The sequence below is a fragment of the Nitratireductor luteus genome (assembly GCF_026162365.1).
Lineage (GTDB): Bacteria > Pseudomonadota > Alphaproteobacteria > Rhizobiales > Rhizobiaceae > Chelativorans > Chelativorans luteus.
Window position 1 is genome coordinate 27,893 of sequence record NZ_JAOANW010000002.1, and the last position, 16,951, is coordinate 44,843.

Here is a 16,951-nt window from a genome sequence, read left to right on the forward strand (position 1 = left end):
GCGCATGGCCTGCGATTTATCGAAAGCGCGGCCGCGCGTTGCCATTTCACCGCCGCCGCAAAAGCGCTATAGACGCCGGAACGTGGCGCGCTGCGCCGCCGGCGAGAGGCGTATATGGCAAGAATTCCCCTTAAGCTCGACCAGATCATCGACGGCGCGAAACTGCGCGAGAATCTTGCGGCAATCGGCAAGAATGTCGACGCGGGTTCTGCCGAGGCCCGCGCAAGCATCATGAAGCTCCTGAAATCGACACTGGCCGAAGGGCGCGCGGCCGCCGAGGCGATGTTGGGAGAAGACGGCGGCGGCACGGCCTGCGCCATCCGCCTTTCCCATCTCATGGACGAGATCGTCCGCGCGCTCTACGATTTCGCGGGCACTCACGTCTACAAGTCCGAGAACCCGTCGACCGCCGAGCGCATGGCGGTGATCGCCGTCGGCGGCTATGGGCGCGGCACACTGGCTCCCGGTTCCGACATCGACCTGCTTTTCCTGCTGCCGTACAAGCAGACGCCCTGGGGCGAGCAGGTGGCCGAATACATGCTCTACATGTTCTGGGACATGGGGCTGAAGGTCGGCCACGCGACCCGCAATCTCGATGAATGCGTGCGGCTGGCGCGCACTGATTACACCATCAGCACCGCCGTCCTGGAAGCGCGCTTCATATGCGGCGAGGTCGCGCTCTACGATGATCTCATCACCCGTTTCGACAACGAAGTGGTCAGGGACACGGGCGCCGACTACATCCAGGCCAAGCTTGCCGAGCGCGATACGCGCCACTCGAAAGCGGGCGAAAGCCGCTACCTCGTCGAGCCCAATATCAAGGACGGCAAGGGCGGACTGCGCGACCTGCACACGCTTTTCTGGATCGGCAAATATTATTACCGCGTGCGCGAGGCCGAGGAACTGGTGGCGAAAGGCGTCTTCACCCGCCGAGAGTATCTGCAATTCCGCAAGGCCGAGGATTTCCTGTGGGCAGTGCGCTGCCATCTGCATTTCCTCACCGGCAAGCCGGAAGAGCGCCTGCATTTCGATGTCCAGCGCGATATCGCGGAGCGGCTCGGCTATACCAGCCATCCGGGATTGTCGGCCGTCGAGCGCTTCATGAAACACTACTTCCTCACCGCGAAGTCGGTGGGCGACCTCACCCGCATCTTCTGCGCCGCGCTCGAAGAGGAGCAGGCCAAGCATGTGCCAGGCTTCAATCGCATCTTCCAGACCTTCTCGCGGCGCAAGCGGAAGCTCGCCGGCACCAGCGATTTCATCGTCGACAATCACCGCATCAACATCGCCGACGAGGGGGTGTTCGAGCGCGACCCGGTCAACATGCTGCGCATGTTCTGGTTCGCCGACCGGCATGGGCTGGAGTATCACCCAGAAGCGCTGAAGCTGCTCACCCGCTCGTTAAAGCTCATCGACCGGAATCTGCGCCGCAATGAGGAAGCCAACCAGCTTTTCATGGATTTGCTCACCTCGAGCCGCGATCCCGAACTCAACATGCGCCGCATGAACGAAGCGGGGGTGCTGGGCAAGCTCATCCCAGAGTTCAACAAGATCGTGGCGATGATGCAGTTCTCCATGTACCACCATTATACGGTGGACGAGCACCTGATCCGCTGCATCGGCGTTCTGGCGGAGATCGACCGCGGCGAAGGCGACAAGGCGCATCCGCTCGCCCATGAGCTGATGAAGGGCCTGAAGGCGTTCCGCCCGGTGCTCTATACGGCCATGCTGCTTCATGACATTGCCAAGGGCAGGCCGGAAGACCATTCAGTCGCAGGCGCGAAGATCGCGCGCAGGCTGTGCCCACATATGGGCTTCGACAAGGCGGATACAGAGCTTATCGCGTGGCTGGTCGAACAGCATCTGGCCATGTCGATGACCGCGCAGACCCGGGATCTCAACGACCGCAAGACCATCCAGGACTTTGCCGATGCGGTGCAGTCGGTCGACCGGCTCAAGCTGCTTCTCGTATTGACCGTCTGCGACATTCGCGGCGTCGGCCCGGGCGTGTGGAACGGCTGGAAGGGACAGCTCCTGCGCACGCTTTACTACGAGACCGAGCTGCTCTTGACCGGCGGCTTCTCCGAGGCTTCCCGCGCCACCCGCGCCGAGCGCGCCCGCGCCGAACTTGCCGAGGGCCTTGCCAATGCGGGCTGGGAGGAGAGCGAGGCGCAGCGCTATGTGCGGCTGCATTATGAAAACTACCTTTTGGCGGTCGACCACAAGGACCAGCTCCGCCATGCCGCCTTTATCCGCGCCGCCGACCGCGAGGGCAAGGCACTGGCCACCATGGTCAAGCCGCACACGTTCGAGGCGGTGACCGAGATCACCGTGCTGGCGCCCGATCATCCGCGCCTGCTGTCGGTGATCGCCGGAGCGTGCTCGGCGGCCCAAGCCAATATCGTGGACGCACAGGTCTTCACCACGACGGACGGACGGGCGCTCGACACGATCCTGATCAACCGCGCCTTCGACTTCGATGCCGACGAGCGCCGACGAGCCGAGCGGGTGGGCAAGCTGATCGAGGACGTGCTTGCGGGCAGGACCTATCTGCCCGAGGTCATCGAGCAGAGGGCCAAACCCCGGCGAGGCGCGAAAGCATTCAGCGTCGAGCCGCGCGCGGAAGTGCGCAACACACTGTCGAACCGCTTTTCCGTTATCGAGATCGAATGCCTGGACCGGCCGGGACTGCTGTCTGAGATCACCGGCACGCTGTCGAACCTGTCCCTCGACATCGCCTCGGCTCACATCACGACCTTCGGCGAGAAGGTCATCGACACGTTCTACGTGACCGACCTGACGGGGCAGAAGATCGACAATCCCGACCGGCTGGAGGCGATCAGCCGCAAGCTGCTGGCGACGCTGGAAAAGGCACCGGCCGGCAACGGGGCCAGGAGCAAGACAAAGGCAATGGCGGAATGATGATCATCGCGCATGCTTGCTCCCGCACACCCCCCTCTGCCCTGCCGGGCATCTCCCCCTCAAGGGGGGAGATCGGCCTTCACAAACGACTTGCATCCCCGGCAGCGTTGAAGATTGGCAAAATCTTCGAGGCCGTCCAATCTCCCCCCTTGAGGGGGAGATGCCCGGCAGGGCAGAGGGGGATGGTGCAGAGGCGCCGCCGCAAATCCGGCTTCTTCCTCTCATGAGTCTTATCGGAAAATTCGCCAGCGTGGGCAGCGCGACGATGGCGAGCCGGGTGCTGGGTTTCGCGCGCGAGGCGCTGATCGCGGCGGCGCTTGGCGCGGGGCCGGTGACCGATGCCTTCTACGCGGCCTTCCGCTTTCCCAATCTCTTTCGCCGGCTCTTTGCCGAGGGTGCGTTCAACACGGCTTTCATCCCGCTCTTCGCCAAGGAGATGGAGGGCGGCGGGATGGAGGCAGCCCGCAAGTTCGGCGAGGATGTGCTGGCGGTGCTGGTGACGGCGCTGGTCGCGCTGTCGGCGCTGGCCATGATCGCCATGCCGTTCCTGGTCGCGACGGTCGTTGCCCCCGGCTTTTCCGACACGCCCGAAAAATTCGACCTCACGGTGGCGATGACGCGGATCATGTTTCCGTATCTCTTCTGCATGTCGCTGGTCGCCATGCTGTCGGGGGTCATGAATTCGATGCGGCGGTTCTTTCTGGCCGCGCTTGTTCCCGTGCTGCTCAACGTCATTCTCATCGCCGTGCTTATCGCCGCCCTGGCGGGCGGCTTCGACGCACGCGTGACCGGACATTGGCTGGCATGGGGGGTATTCGTTTCGGGTTTCGCCCAGCTCGGCATTCTGGTGGTCGCCGTACGTCGGCACGGCTTTTCGGTGCGGCTGCGGGCACCGCGCTTGACGCCTTCGGTCAAGCGGCTTCTGGTGCTGATGGGGCCCGCGCTGCTGACCGGCGGGATCATGCAGATCAATCTGCTGGTTGGCCAGATCATCGCGTCGCAGCAGGACAAGGCGATTTCTCTGCTCAATTTCGCCGACCGCATCAACCAGCTGCCGCTCGGCGTGATCGGCATTGCCGTCGGGGTCGTGCTCCTGCCGGAGCTTTCCCGATCGCTCAAGGCCGGCGACCTCGCCGACGCGCAGCATCTGCAGAACCGTTCGCTGGAATTCGCGCTTGGTCTGACGGTGCCGGCGGCGGTCGGGCTCATGGTCATGCCCGCGCCCCTCATCGCCTTGCTCTACGAGCGGGGCGAGTTCACCGCGCTAGATACGGTCATGACCGCGTCGGCGCTTGCCGCCTTCGCCAGCGGCCTGCCCGCCTATGTGCTGGCCAAGGTCTTCCAGCCGGGCTTCTTCGCGCGCGAGGATATGAAGACGCCGATGTGGTATTCGCTGGCGTCGGTGGTGACCAATATCGCCGTCAGCCTGGCGCTGTTTCCCTATCTCGGCCATGTCGCCATCGCCATCGGCACGTCGGCCTCGGCCTGGCTCAATGTGGCGCTGTTGGCGGGCACGCTGTGGCGGCGGGATTATTTCCGTCCCTCGGCGCTTACCCTGCGGCGGGTCGTGATGATCGTGCTTTCCAGTGCCCTCATGGGGCTCGTGGTCTGGGCGCTGATGTCCGCCCTTGCCGGCACGCTGGCCGGGGGCAGCGCTTGGCTGCGCGGGCTCGCCGTGCTTCTGATCGTTGCGCTCGGGGCGCTTTCCTATCTGGTGCTGGCCGTGCTGACCGGGGCTGTGGACCGCAACGAGCTCAAGGGGATGTTTCGCAGGCGCAGGCGCCCTGGCCAGGTGAGATAGGTCTTCTGCTGAGCGTCAGGCGGCGTTCGAGGCGGGGGCCTGGGACAGGAACGTGTGGATGGCGGTCGCATCCTTGGTGCCGCGGATCTTGGCGGTCGTGTCGCCGTCGCGCAGGACCCGGGCGATGCGGGACAGGGCCTTCAGGTGATCGGCGCCCGCGCCCTCCGGGGCCAGAAGCAGGAAGACCAGATCCACCGGCAGGTCGTCGAGGGCGTCGAACTCGACCGGATGGTCCAGTCGGGCGAAGACGCCCTTGATCTCCTTGATGCCAGGTAGTTTTCCATGGGGGATGGCTATGCCGTTGCCCACGCCGGTTGATCCAAGCCGCTCACGCTGAAGAATCGTATCGAAGATTTCGCGCTCGGAGAGTCCGGTGACGGCGGCGGCCTTTTCCGACAGGAGTTGCAGAACCTGTTTCTTGGAGTTGGCCTTCAAGGCGGGCACAACGGCCTCGACCTCGATCAGATCGCTCAAATCCATGTCATGCATCCTCTGCTTCGGCGCTGGCTGCAAGGCCGCCGGCCGGAATCATCCGTTGGCGACAACCGACGGGTCGATCCAGCCGATATTGCCGTCCGCACGGCGATAGACAATGTTCACCTCGTTGCTGCCGGCGTTGCGGAACACAAAAACGGGGCTGTCTTTCGTGTCGAGTTCGATAACCGCCGAGGCGACCGACATCGACCTCAAGGCCAGACGCGATTCGGCCACCACGGTGGGGGCGTAATCGTCCGGCACCTCGTCGTCCTCATCGGCGACCGGCGCCATGACCCTGTAGGCGATGTCCAGCGGGTCCTGACCGTCGCCGGTGGGGTGTGACTTCAGCCGGCGCTTGTAGCGGCGCAGGCGCTTTTCCACGCGCTCGGCGGCGGCATCGAAGGCAAGCTGAGGTTCCATGGCCTTGCCGGAACCCTGCAGGCTCATGCCGGTGTCGAGGTGAATGGAGCAGTCGGCGGCGAAGCCGGACCCGGACTTTTCAACGGTGACGCGGCCGGCAAATCCGCCATCGAAATATTTGTCGACGGCCTCACCGATCCTGCCTTCGATGCGGGTGCGGAACGCATCGCCGATGTCCATGTTCTTGCCAGAAATGCGGAGGCTCATGTGAGAAAGGACCTTCCCTCAAGTGAATGTTCGGGTCTGAGAGTTTATACCTGTGGCCTGCGCAAACAAGGTTTCGCAACGGTAATTCGGAGCCGCCTAGCGATTCTCGCACCATGAGAGCAAGGCAGGAAGCCACCGCTCCAACCGCTATCTCATGCGGGCGGGCTTCTAGTGGCTTCCCGCGGGCTTGTCAATGAACTCCCAAGGGGCGGAACCTCACCCGCCGGCGCCGGCCAGCGCCTTTTTCTCGCGGCGGCGCTGGACGGAAGAGGGAATGTTCATTGCTTCCCGGTATTTGGCGACCGTGCGACGGGCGATGTCGATGCCTTCGCCGTGCAGGATATCCACAATCGCATCGTCGGAAAGAACCCTCGCCGCCGCCTCCGCATCGATCAATCCGCGGATGCGGTCCCGCACGGCTTCGGAAGAATGGGCGTCGCCGCCATCGGCCGACTGGATGGCGGCGGTGAAGAAATAGCGCAGTTCGAAAACGCCGCGAGGGGTCATCATGTATTTGTTGGCGGCGACGCGGCTGATGGTGGATTCGTGCATGCCGATGGCTTCGGCGACGGTGCGCAGCTTCAGCGGGCGCAAGTGGCGCACGCCACGGACCAGGAACGCATCCTGCTGGCGAACGATCTCCGAGGCAACCTTGAGAATGGTGCGGGCGCGCTGGTCGAGGCTGCGGGCGATCCAGTTGGCGCTCTGGAAGCACTCGCTCAGGAACGTCTTCTCCTGCTTGCTGGCATTGGCGGAGACGGTGGCGAAATAGGTTTCGTTGACGAGCACACGCGGCAGCGCGTCGGTGTTGACCTCAACGGCCCAGGCGCCATCCGGCGCCGGGCGGACGATGACGTCCGGCACGATGGCATCGGCGCCGCCGCTCGTGAACCCCGCTCCCGGCTTGGGATCGAGGGCGCGGATTTCGGCGAGCATGTCGACCAGATCTTCCTCATCGACCCCGCAGATCCGCTTCAGCGCATGGAAATCTCGGCGAGCCAGCAGCCCCAGATTGTCGAGCAGGGCCCGCATCGCCGGGTCCAGACGGTCACGGGCGCGAAGCTGGAGGGCCAGGCATTCGGCGAGGTCGCGGGCGAAAAGGCCGGCCGGCTCGAAACCCTGGCAGACCTCCAGCACATGCGCGACGGCCGCCTCCTCCACTCCGTAGCGCTCGGCGATCTCGGCCAGCTCGCCCTGGAAATAGCCGGCTTCGTCGAGCCCTTCCGAAAGCTCGGCCGCGAGCAGCCGCTCTGCCGGTTCATCGAAGGCGAGGCCTATCTGCTCGCGCACGTGATCGCGCAGGGTAACCGGAGCGGCGGCGACGTTTTCGAGGCTCCATTCCTCGCCGCTTGAGACGGCGAGCCCGTTGCCGCCTGCCGAGCGCCATTGCGCCGAAAGGTCAGGTCCTATGGATTCATGCGTGCCCGGATCGTCCGGGAACAGGTTTTCGAGGGAGCTGTCGAGGCGGTCGGAGATGGATTCGGAGGAAGGGCGTTCCGCTTCGTCCCAATCGCGGGCGGCAAGATCCTGCAGGCCGTCCGGTAAGGTTTCGCCATCCGCGGCGCCGCGCTCGTCGCGCTCCAGTAGGGGATTGCGCTCGATCTCCTCCTCAAGGAAACGCTCCAGCTCGACATTGGTGAGCTGAAGCAGCCGGATCGACTGCAGCAACTGGGGCGTCATGACCAGCGATTGCGACTGACGCAGATTTAGCCTGGGTGTGAGCGCCATGTATCGTCTTCACTGCGGGTCGATGCGCAGGCTTGCCTTGGCGGCACTCCTTCAGCGCAGGCGTGAATATGAACTGGCCTGACATTTGCTTGTCAAGGAAATGCGCGCTTTCGGGCGGTAAAAGCGCAATTTTGATTAATATTGTGCGCGCAACAGCTACATGGTGAACGCTTCGCCCAGATACAGGCGACGCACATCGGCGTTGCCGACGATATCTTCCGGACGGCCGTGGGTCAGCACCTGCCCGGCGTGGATGATGTAGGCGCGGTCGATCAGCCCCAGCGTCTCGCGCACATTGTGATCTGTGATCAGGACGCCGATGCCGCGGCTGGTGAGGTGCCGCACGAGCTGCTGGATGTCGGTGACGGCGATCGGATCGATGCCGGCGAAGGGCTCGTCGAGCAGCATGAAATTGGGCTTGGAGGCCAGCGCGCGGGCGATCTCGAGGCGGCGACGCTCGCCACCCGACAGGGCGACCGAGGGCGACTTGCGCAAATGGGAGATGTGGAACTCCTCGAGCAGCGCGTCGAGGGTCTTTTCCCGTTCCTTCCGGCTCTTCTCGACCACTTCGAGGATCGCGCGGATATTGCCTTCCACGGTCAGTCCGCGAAAGATCGAGGCTTCCTGCGGCAGATAGCCGATGCCGAGGCGGGCGCGGCGATACATGGGCATGGAGGTGACGTCGTGGCCGTCGATCTGGATCGTGCCGCGATCAACGGGAACAAGGCCGGTGACCATGTAGAAGCAGGTTGTCTTGCCGGCACCGTTGGGGCCCAGGAGACCGACCGCCTCGCCGGCGCGCACGCCGAGCGATACGCCGGAGACGACCTGGCGGCTCTTGTAGGATTTGGTCAGGCCGCGGGCGATAAGGGTGCCCTTGTAGCGCGCAAGCTCTTCGGCCGTCGGCGCGCGCTGGGCGGAGGCCTGCCGGCCGGTGCCTCTCAGTCGGGAAAGGAATGTCACTGGACCGCCGCTCACCTGTCCTGCGAACCGGGGGTGAGCAGCATCCTGACGCGGCCGCCTGTCTTGCCGTCCTTGCAGCTTTCGAGCTTTGCCTGGCCCGAATTCATCTGCACAGTGAGCTTGCAGCCGACGATGACGTTTTCGCCCTCCGACAGGACCACTTCATCACCCGACATGACGAGAACCTGCGTCTGCATGTCGAAGGTGGCGCGGTCGCCGGTGGCGACCTGGGTCTGCGACTTCACATAGACGCCGCCGTCCACCTCGATACGGTCGATATTGGCGCTGCCGGTGGTGGCGGAGCCCGCGTCACCCGCGTAAAAGACCTTCATGCGCCCGGATTTCATGGTGGTTTCACCCTGAACGACGGTCACGTTGCCGGAAAAGATGCCGACGCTCTGATTCTCGTCCACATCGAGGCGCGCGCTTTCGATCTGGATGGGCTCGTCGCCCGACAGCTTCAAGCCGGTCATGCGGTCGGCCGAACTTTGCGCATGGGCGGCAAATCCGCTCATGAGGACAATTGCAACGGCCGCCCCGAGGCGAATTGAATTCATCATTGCTGCGGTTCCCCTTGCGCCCGCCTGATATTTTCCGGATCCAGCGTTACACGCACCCGGCGGTCGAAGACCAGCTTTTTTCCGCCGTCGGACGCCCTGAAGGCGTCGGCCTCTATGCTCATTCCGTTGAGTTCTATAGCAACAGGGTCATCTGTGGAAAGCGTGCCGGCGGCAATGTCGATATCGGCGGACGACAGGCGCGCGCGGATGCCCGATGTCGTTTCCAGCGTGATCGCCGTGTCGAGGCTGAGAGCGTTTCCCTGGCGATCGAAGGTGCCGGCCTCGGCGCTGATGCTGGCGCTGTTGCCGTTGTCGATCGGCACCGTCGCTTCGATCCCTTCCAGCTCGATGGCTGCCGTCTCGCTGCCGATTGCCTGGCGCGCGCGGGTGGCCGTCATGTGGTAAGGCAGGTTGTCGTTGGTGAAACCGTCGAGAGAGGGGTTGGACATCACAAGCTTGCCGTTCTCTATGGAGGCCGAACCCAGGTCGACCGACGCCATCCCCCCGGGTGAAAGCAGGGAATAGCCGAGAAAAACGACGGCCACCACGGCCGCGGTGGTAGGCAGCACGAATTTCAGGACGCGAACGTTCCGCGAATGGCGCGCGGCCTGTGCAAAGGCTTCCGCCCCGCGCTCGGACGGCCGGAAGGCCCGGGCCCGGCGTTCGCCGTCAGCCTGTTCAGCCTGAGTTTCCTTGCTTGGGCTAGGCATCGGACCGTCCGAGAACCGGGTCCGATTTCCGGACCGACATGTTCGAGCCGTTCATTCAATTGCTCCTGCAGAGAGACTGGGCTATCCGGCATGCCGATGCCGACGCCTTCGCCGCGCATGGCGACAGGCACCTACAGGCGTCCCACCCCCACTGCTTGCCCCTTTCACTCGGTTACATCGCAATATGGCTATTTTTGGGTTAATGTCAGGAGGTTAGCTGGAAAAAAGTGATCCCGCAGACGCGCATTTACCGCCAGAACCCGGTGGCCCGCTGCATCGGCTTGGGCTACAAAGCGCGGTTGACGCACCAAGTTTGAACAAGCGAGGCCCTCAATGTCCCTCCGAGCCGACGACCTTATCGACCGCCGCCGTCTCAGGCGCAAGCTGACCTTCTGGCGGGTGGTGGCTTTTGTGGTGATCGCCGTGGCGCTGTTTGCGGGCGCACGCTGGATTTTTGCCGACGAGCTCGGCGCCGCCGGAAATCATATTGCGCAGCTGCGCATCGAAGGCACCATCCTGGAAGACGACGAATTGCTCGACCGGATCAAGCGTATCCGCGAAAGCAGCGCGGCAAAGGGCGTGATCATCACGGTCGATTCGCCGGGCGGGACCACCGCCGGCGGCGAAGCCATCTACGAGGAAATCCGCCTGCTTGCGCAGGAAAAGCCGGTGGTGGCGCAGGTCGGCACCCTGGCCGCCTCGGCCGGCTACATGGTGGCGAGCGCGGCCGATCATATCGTCGCGCGCCAATCCTCCATCGTCGGCTCCATCGGTGTGCTCATGCAGTATCCAGACGTGACCGGGCTCATGGACAAGGTGGGCGTGAAGCTCGAGGCGATCAAATCCAGCCCGCTCAAGGCCGAGCCCAACCCCTTCAATCCTACCACCGATGAAGAGCGGGCCATGATCCGCGCCATGATCCTCGACAGCTACGACTGGTTCGTCGACCTCGTGGCCGAGCGCCGCCCGCTGACACGCGACGAGGCGCTGCGGCTGGCCGACGGTTCCGTCTTCACCGGCCGGCAGGCGGCCGAGCGCAAGCTGGTGGATGCGCTGGGCGGCGAACGCGAAGCCAAGGAATGGCTGGCGGGAAAGGGCGTCGACGCAAATCTCGAGGTGGTGGAGTGGAAGGAGCGGGAAAGCAGCGCCTCGCTGCTGTTGCCGGGAATAGCCGGGCGCCTGCTGGCAGGCGTGCTGGGTATCGAGACACAAGGCGGCCTGATACGCGCGCTGGGCGCAGAGCGCATCTTCCTTGACGGTCTGCTGTCGGTCTGGCAACCTGAAAAATCGCGCCTGACGGATTGAAAATGCGTGCAAAATCACGCAGATAAGCAAGGCTTACTGGAAACCACCAAGGCGAACGACCAAGGCGAACCCGGCAATCGAAGCGGCGGAACGAGACAATGATCAAGTCTGAGCTTGTGCAGACCATAGCGAACAGGAACCCGCATCTGTTTTTGCGAGACGTCGAAAACATCGTCAACGCGATCTTCGACGAAATCACCGACGCGCTCGCCGAAGGCAACAGGGTGGAGTTGCGGGGCTTCGGCGCCTTCTCGGTCAAGAACCGGCCCCCGCGTACCGGACGCAATCCGCGTACCGGCGAATCGGTCCATGTCGAGGAAAAATGGGTGCCGTTCTTCAAGACCGGTAAGGAACTGCGCGAGCGGCTGAATTCCGACGGGTAAAGCGCCCTGTATTCTTTTGGCAATATCTTGGGAGCGTGAAATGCTCAATCGCATCGTGACAGTCATCGTGCTTGTGCCGCTGGCGATCATCATCGTCACGCTGGCGGTTGCCAACCGCGCGCTCGTCCCCTTCACGCTCGACCCTTTCAATCCCGGCAATCCGGCGCTGACGGCGCAGATGCCGCTTTTCGTGTTTCTGTTCGCCGCCATGGTGATCGGCATGGTCATCGGTAGTGTTGCAACATGGTTCCGGCAGGGCCGCTACCGCCGCATCGCACGCCAGCGCGGCCATGAGGTCGATCGCCTGCGCAAGGCGGAAAACGCCAACGAACCGCGAAACACGGGCGGGACGGCGCTGACGCGGCACAGCGCCTGAAAATATCCTGCTTCACCAGGAACATCTCCCGCGCAAATCGCTTTCCAGCGACACGATGACACTTCCACGCGGCCGTCATGGCAACCTGGCAGCCAGGCTCTCTTCCGGACGATTTAAGACAATCCGCATACGGTGGGAGACCGGACATATCCTCATGCCGGGGTTAAAGCTGCCGGGGCTTCCATGTGCGATGGCCGCGCTGGCGCTCATACGCCGCTGACGCGATACGTTGCGTGTCAAATTTCGCTGTGGCAGAAGCGGCGGAGACAGTCGCTAGCCCCGGAGCCCTTCTTGAAGTCCTCGCATGCCAAGCATCGACCGCAACGCGGCAAGCGTGCCGGCGACAGGCGACAGGAAGCCGAGGGTGGCAGCGCACCTGCGCCAGCAAGCCGGCAAGGCGAAAAGCGCCGCCGGCAGGGGCCGCTGCCGGAGGAAAAGCTGCCGCTGATCCTCGAGGTCCTACCCAATGAAGACTACGCACTGATCGATTCGGGCGCGGGGCGGAAACTGGAACAGTACGGCCCCTACAGAATCGTGCGCCCGGAGGGGCAGGCGCTCTGGTTGCCGGCGCTTTCCGAGACGGAATGGGAGAAAGCCGGCGCCGTCTTCACCGGAGACATGGACGAGGAGGGCATGGGCCGCTGGCGTTTTCCCGGCACGCCGCTCGGCGAAACATGGCCGATGCGTCATGACGGCATAAGCTATCAGGGCCGCTTCACCTCGTTCCGGCATGTCGGCGTCTTTCCCGAGCAGGCCTCGCACTGGGCGCATATGGAAAGCCTGATCGTCGGCGCGCGGCGGCCGGTGAAAGTTCTGAACCTGTTCGGCTATACAGGGCTTGCCTCGCTGGTCGCGGCGCGCGCGGGCGCACAGGTGACGCATGTGGACGCCTCCAAGAAGGCGATCACCTGGGCGCGCGAGAACCAGGAACTGGCGGGGCTGAGCGACCGGCCCATCCGCTGGATATGCGAGGACGCGATGAAATTCGCCGAGCGCGAATCCAGGCGCGGCAATGGCTACGACATCATCCTGCTCGACCCGCCCGCCTATGGCCGCGGGCCGAAAGGCGAGGTCTGGCAGCTTTTCGAGCATCTGCCGGCACTGGTGGAGACCTGCCGCGAAATCCTGTCGCCGAGGCCGCTGGCGATGGTGCTGACCGCCTACTCCATCCGCGCCTCCTTCTTCGCCATGCATGCATTGATGCGGGACGAATTCGCCGGGATGGGCGGGCGCGTCGAATCCGGTGAATTGATCATTCGCGAGAAGGCCGCTGGGCGGGCGCTGTCGACATCGCTGTTTTCGCGGTGGGTGGCCGTATGAGCGAAAACCGGCGGGAGATCCGCGCCCCGGGGCAGGTGAAGGAGATCACCAGCCTGACCAACCCGATCATCAAGGACATCCGCGCGCTGTCGATGAAGAAGTTCCGCGACCGGGACCACCTCTTCATGGCCGAGGGGCTGAAGCTGGTGATCGACGCGCTCGACACGGGCTGGACGATCCGCACCCTGATCTATGCCAAGGCAGGACGCGGCAACAAAGCCGTCGAAACGGCCGCCGCGCGAACGGTTGGCGCGGGCGGGCTGGTGCTCGAGGTGAGCGAGAAGGTGCTGTCGGCCATCACGAGGCGCGACAACCCGCAAATGGTGGTTGGCGTCTTCGAGCAGCGGTACCGCGCGCTGAAGGATGTGCGGCCCGCCGACGGCGATGTGTGGGTGGCGCTCGACCGGGTGCGCGATCCCGGCAATCTGGGCACCATCATCCGCACCGTGGATGCGGTGGGCGCCAAAGGCGTTATACTGGTCGGCGACTGCACCGACCCCTTCTCGATCGAAACCGTTCGGGCCACGATGGGCTCCCTGTTTTCCGTGCCGCTTTCGCGCGCGGCCCCGCAGGAGTTTCTCGGCTGGCGCGCCCGCTTCGGCGGGCTGGTGGCGGGGACCCATCTGAAGGGCTCGGTCGACTACCGGACGGTGGACTATGAGAAAGGACCGATCGTCCTGCTCATGGGCAACGAGCAGCAGGGGCTGCCCGAGGAACTGGCCGCGTGCTGCGACCGGCTGGTGCGCATTCCGCAGGCAGGGCGGGCCGATTCCCTCAATCTCGCGGTGGCGACGGGCGTGATGCTCTATGAAATCCGCCGCGGCGTGCTGCCCCTGGAGAACAATGCATGAAACTGCGCCGGATCGCGCCCTATGCCGGCATCGTCCTTGCCGCTCTCATCATCGACCAGATGATCAAGAGACTGGTGGAAGCATCCTTGCCGCTGCATGAGCCTATCGACATCCTGCCCTTCCTGGCGCTCTACCACTCCCGCAACACCGGCGTTGCCTTTTCCATGCTCTCCGGTGTCGATGGACCATGGCTGAGCCTGCTGGTGCTCGCCATCCTCCTCGTCGTCGTGGTGCTGGCATTCAAGACGGAGACCACACAGATCTATTCGCGGCTGGGTTTTGCGCTGATCGTCGGCGGGGCGCTCGGCAATCTCGCCGATCGCAGCACGCTGGGCTATGTGGTGGATTATATCTATTTCCACACGCCGGTCTGGTCCTTCGCGATCTTCAATCTGGCGGACATCTTCATCACAATCGGCGCGGGACTGGTCATCCTGGACGAGGTTCTCGGCTGGCGGCGCGAGCGGGCCAGCGATCGTTGAGGCGATCGTTAAAATACAAAGATTAGGCCAAAAGATTCCGAAACCGTCGGCGTGTTTCATTCCGCGCCATGACAAACGCAACGATCAAAAAACTCCTGAAACGCATGCGGTCCGGCCTGAAAATGCCTGGCCCGCGACGGCGCGTGCAACTGCGCGGCCGCGAGTTCGCGCTGGCCCTTTGCGTGCTTTTCACGGCCAGCATCTCCTATCTCACCGGGGCGGCGATGCTGGTGACGCTCATGTTGCTCGGCATCGGGCTGGCCGCCGGCGCCATGGCGCTTTCCATACGGCCGAAGGAAGCCGCTACGCCGGCCCTGCCCGCGGATGCGGACAAGGTCGAGCGGATGGAAGTGCTCGCCGACCGCATGTGGGAGATGCAGGAAAGCGAGCAACGCTTCTACGGCCTGCTCGAGGCGCTGGGCGATCTCGTGGTGCACCGCGACCGCGACGGGCGCGTCCTTTATGCCAACAGCGTGCTTGGCGATCTGATGGGGACGGATACGAGCAACCTGTTCGGCAAGACGCTGAGCCAGATCGGCATCGAGATCAGCGTCGTGCCCGAACAGGCGTTTTCGGAAGGCGAGCGCATCAGCTCCACCGATGTGGCGATTTACGCCAAGAGCGGATTGCGCTGGTTCGCATGGACCGAATTGTCCCTGCGCGATCGCAACAGCGGCAACGTTTCGCACTGGGCCATCGCCCGCGACATCACCGCGCGGAAGCGAGCGGAGACGGCGCTGGTGAATGCACGCGAGCGGGCGGAGATGGCGAGCCTCGCGAAATCACGGTTTCTGGCCACGGTCAGCCATGAGATCCGCACGCCGATGAACGGTATAATGGGCATGGCCACGCTGCTTGCCGACACACAGCTTTCAGCTGAGCAGCGTACCTATGTCGGCGCGGTCTCGACATCGGCGAGCGCGCTTCTCGCCATCATCGAGGACCTGCTGGACTATTCCAAGATCGAGGCTGGCAAGCTGGAAATCGAGCCTCAGCGGATGAGCGTGCGCGAGCTTGTGGAGAATATCGTCGAGCTCATGGCCTCGCGGGCCTTTGCCAAGAATATCGGCCTTGGATGCCATGTGGCGCCGGATGTGCCGGAAATGGTGATGGCCGATCCTGGCCGGCTGCGCCAGGTCCTGCTCAACCTTCTGGGCAACGCCATCAAGTTCACCGAGGTCGGAGGCGTGCTTGTGGTGGTGTCGCTCGACAAGAGCGAAAACGGGCCGGTGCTCTCCTTCAAGGTAGAGGATACCGGGCCGGGCCTGGAAGAAGACGCCCAGCAACGCATTTTCGAGGAGTTCGAGCAGGCCGACACCAGCTCGACGCGCAAGCATGGCGGAGCAGGCCTGGGGCTGGCCATCACACGGCGGCTGGTGGAGGCCATGCAGGGGACCATCGGGGTTGAGAGCGAGCCTGGCGAGGGTGCTACGTTCACGGTCCGTCTGCCGTTGAACGATGCGGAGGACGCACCCGACAATGGGCGGGCGCTGAAGGGATGGGACGTCCTCATCGTGACGCCGCACATGGTGGAGGCCGAGGCGCTGGCGCAAAGCGTGAGGGCCCACGGAGGCCGCGCCCGGGCCATGCCCGACGTGACGGCCGCGAAGGCGACGTTGAAAAGCGGCCGCACCCGGTGCGACGCGATCCTGATCGACGCCTCCCTGGAGACCGACAATGGCGAGGCGCTGGCGGGGCTGCGCCGTGCCGGCGCCCAGGGGGCAGAGGCGCTGACTCTGATCGCGCCAACCGACCGCGGCAGGCTGGGCACGTTCCGCGCCCATGGCTATTCCGGCTTCCTGGCACGGCCCGCGCGCACGAGGACATTGCTGCGGATGCTTCTGAATGCACAGCAGGATGCCGAAACCGGTGTGCAATCCGACAGCGAAGACGCATTTCGTGCGGCGCTGGGCGGACCCGCCGGCAGGGAACAGCGCATCCTGGTGGCCGAGGACAACGAGATCAACGCCATGCTGGCGCGCGTTACGCTGACCAAGGCCGGATACGCCGTCGAGGTGGTCTCGAACGGCCGAGCCGCCGTGGACGCGCTCACCCATGTCGACCGCGCCTTCGACATCGTGCTTATGGACCTGCATATGCCCGTCATGGACGGGCTGGACGCCATATCGGCCGTGCGTCGCTTTGAAGAAGAAAACGGCATGGCGGCCATACCCATACTGGTGCTGACCGCCGATGGACAGGAAAAGACCCGGCATGGCGTGCTGGCGCATGGGGCGAGCGGCTTCGTCACGAAGCCGATCGACCCGGACAAGCTGCTTACGGCCATCGAGATGAACATAGCGGCCTGAGCTGATATTCAGGTCTGGACGGGCTGCAAACGGCGTTTTCCGGTTTCCGGCCCATTCCGTGGCCAGTGGTAAGCCGACCACCTTCCTGTCATTGTTTTGTCGCAGCGTACCTCTATGTGACCTCATGGAACCGTGGA

General features: G+C 63.9%; 14 protein-coding genes and 1 pseudogene. 9 read left to right on the forward strand and 6 right to left on the reverse strand.

Going from position 1 to position 16,951, the window contains the following annotated elements:
• Positions 1 to 114: 114 nt before the first annotated feature.
• Positions 115 to 2,922, forward strand: coding sequence for a [protein-PII] uridylyltransferase (locus N1058_RS02670; RefSeq protein WP_265515951.1), 2,808 nt, complete (start codon positions 115 to 117; stop codon positions 2,920 to 2,922).
• Positions 2,923 to 3,145: 223 nt separating this feature from the next.
• The gene (murJ, locus tag N1058_RS02675; RefSeq protein WP_265516349.1) at positions 3,146 to 4,723 is read left to right on the forward strand and encodes a murein biosynthesis integral membrane protein MurJ; all 1,578 of its coding nucleotides are present in this window, start codon (positions 3,146 to 3,148) and stop codon (positions 4,721 to 4,723) included.
• A gap of 15 nt (positions 4,724 to 4,738) precedes the next feature.
• Here the strand turns inward: murJ and ptsN are convergent, their stop codons facing one another.
• From ptsN to lptC, 6 genes are all read right to left on the reverse strand, one after another.
• Positions 4,739 to 5,203, reverse strand: coding sequence for a PTS IIA-like nitrogen regulatory protein PtsN (gene ptsN / locus N1058_RS02680; RefSeq protein WP_265515952.1), 465 nt, complete (start codon positions 5,201 to 5,203; stop codon positions 4,739 to 4,741).
• A 48-nt stretch (positions 5,204 to 5,251) separates the two neighbouring features.
• Positions 5,252 to 5,827, reverse strand: a complete 576-nt coding sequence (gene hpf / locus N1058_RS02685) for a ribosome hibernation-promoting factor, HPF/YfiA family (RefSeq protein ID WP_265515953.1) — start codon at positions 5,825 to 5,827, stop codon at positions 5,252 to 5,254.
• Positions 5,828 to 6,043: 216 nt separating this feature from the next.
• A complete protein-coding gene (rpoN, locus tag N1058_RS02690) occupies positions 6,044 to 7,555 on the reverse strand; it encodes an RNA polymerase factor sigma-54 (protein WP_265515954.1) in 1,512 nt (503 codons plus the stop codon).
• Between the two features lie 156 nt (positions 7,556 to 7,711).
• Positions 7,712 to 8,518, reverse strand: a complete 807-nt coding sequence (gene lptB, locus N1058_RS02695) for an LPS export ABC transporter ATP-binding protein (protein ID WP_420847940.1) — start codon at positions 8,516 to 8,518, stop codon at positions 7,712 to 7,714.
• Positions 8,519 to 8,529: 11 nt separating this feature from the next.
• Positions 8,530 to 9,078, reverse strand: coding sequence for an LptA/OstA family protein (locus N1058_RS02700; RefSeq protein WP_265515955.1), 549 nt, complete (start codon positions 9,076 to 9,078; stop codon positions 8,530 to 8,532).
• Positions 9,075 to 9,788: an LPS export ABC transporter periplasmic protein LptC gene (gene lptC, locus N1058_RS02705; protein WP_265515956.1), complete on the reverse strand. Its 714-nt coding sequence runs from the start codon at positions 9,786 to 9,788 to the stop codon at positions 9,075 to 9,077. Before lptC ends, N1058_RS02700 begins: the two co-directional genes overlap by 4 nt.
• 333 nt (positions 9,789 to 10,121) lie before the next feature.
• On the opposite strand from lptC, the gene sppA reads away from it, so the two are divergent.
• The 7 genes and pseudogenes from sppA (at position 10,122) to N1058_RS02740 (ending at position 16,814) form a co-directional block, all read left to right on the forward strand.
• The gene (sppA, locus tag N1058_RS02710; RefSeq protein ID WP_265515957.1) at positions 10,122 to 11,093 is read left to right on the forward strand and encodes a signal peptide peptidase SppA; all 972 of its coding nucleotides are present in this window, start codon (positions 10,122 to 10,124) and stop codon (positions 11,091 to 11,093) included.
• Positions 11,094 to 11,158: 65 nt separating this feature from the next.
• Positions 11,159 to 11,476 (forward strand): annotated as a pseudogene (locus N1058_RS02715) (integration host factor subunit beta); the annotation flags it as partial.
• Between the two features lie 40 nt (positions 11,477 to 11,516).
• Positions 11,517 to 11,852, forward strand: a complete 336-nt coding sequence (locus N1058_RS02720; RefSeq protein WP_265515958.1) for a LapA family protein — start codon at positions 11,517 to 11,519, stop codon at positions 11,850 to 11,852.
• Positions 11,853 to 12,143: 291 nt separating this feature from the next.
• Positions 12,144 to 13,172, forward strand: coding sequence for a class I SAM-dependent methyltransferase (locus N1058_RS02725; RefSeq protein WP_265515959.1), 1,029 nt, complete (start codon positions 12,144 to 12,146; stop codon positions 13,170 to 13,172).
• The gene (locus N1058_RS02730; protein ID WP_265515960.1) at positions 13,169 to 14,023 is read left to right on the forward strand and encodes a TrmH family RNA methyltransferase; all 855 of its coding nucleotides are present in this window, start codon (positions 13,169 to 13,171) and stop codon (positions 14,021 to 14,023) included. The genes N1058_RS02725 and N1058_RS02730 overlap by 4 nt, the downstream gene beginning before the upstream one ends.
• The gene (gene lspA / locus N1058_RS02735; protein ID WP_265515961.1) at positions 14,020 to 14,505 is read left to right on the forward strand and encodes a signal peptidase II; all 486 of its coding nucleotides are present in this window, start codon (positions 14,020 to 14,022) and stop codon (positions 14,503 to 14,505) included. The genes N1058_RS02730 and lspA overlap by 4 nt, the downstream gene beginning before the upstream one ends.
• A 143-nt stretch (positions 14,506 to 14,648) precedes the next feature.
• Positions 14,649 to 16,814, forward strand: a complete 2,166-nt coding sequence (locus N1058_RS02740; RefSeq protein WP_338040608.1) for an ATP-binding protein — start codon at positions 14,649 to 14,651, stop codon at positions 16,812 to 16,814.
• Positions 16,815 to 16,951 lie beyond the last annotated feature (137 nt).

Excerpts from the sequence above, each read along its gene's own strand:
- N1058_RS02670 (WP_265515951.1), top strand. The coding sequence starts at position 115 with ATGGCAAGAATTCCCCTTAAGCTCGACCAGATCATCGACGGCGCGAAA.
- murJ (WP_265516349.1), top strand. The coding sequence starts at position 3,146 with ATGAGTCTTATCGGAAAATTCGCCAGCGTGGGCAGCGCGACGATGGCG.
- ptsN (WP_265515952.1), bottom strand. The coding sequence starts at position 5,203 with ATGGATTTGAGCGATCTGATCGAGGTCGAGGCCGTTGTGCCCGCCTTG.
- hpf (WP_265515953.1), bottom strand. The coding sequence starts at position 5,827 with ATGAGCCTCCGCATTTCTGGCAAGAACATGGACATCGGCGATGCGTTC.
- rpoN (WP_265515954.1), bottom strand. The coding sequence starts at position 7,555 with ATGGCGCTCACACCCAGGCTAAATCTGCGTCAGTCGCAATCGCTGGTC.
- N1058_RS02700 (WP_265515955.1), bottom strand. The coding sequence starts at position 9,078 with ATGATGAATTCAATTCGCCTCGGGGCGGCCGTTGCAATTGTCCTCATG.
- lptC (WP_265515956.1), bottom strand. The coding sequence starts at position 9,788 with ATGCCTAGCCCAAGCAAGGAAACTCAGGCTGAACAGGCTGACGGCGAA.
- sppA (WP_265515957.1), top strand. The coding sequence starts at position 10,122 with ATGTCCCTCCGAGCCGACGACCTTATCGACCGCCGCCGTCTCAGGCGC.
- N1058_RS02720 (WP_265515958.1), top strand. The coding sequence starts at position 11,517 with ATGCTCAATCGCATCGTGACAGTCATCGTGCTTGTGCCGCTGGCGATC.
- N1058_RS02730 (WP_265515960.1), top strand. The coding sequence starts at position 13,169 with ATGAGCGAAAACCGGCGGGAGATCCGCGCCCCGGGGCAGGTGAAGGAG.
- lspA (WP_265515961.1), top strand. The coding sequence starts at position 14,020 with ATGAAACTGCGCCGGATCGCGCCCTATGCCGGCATCGTCCTTGCCGCT.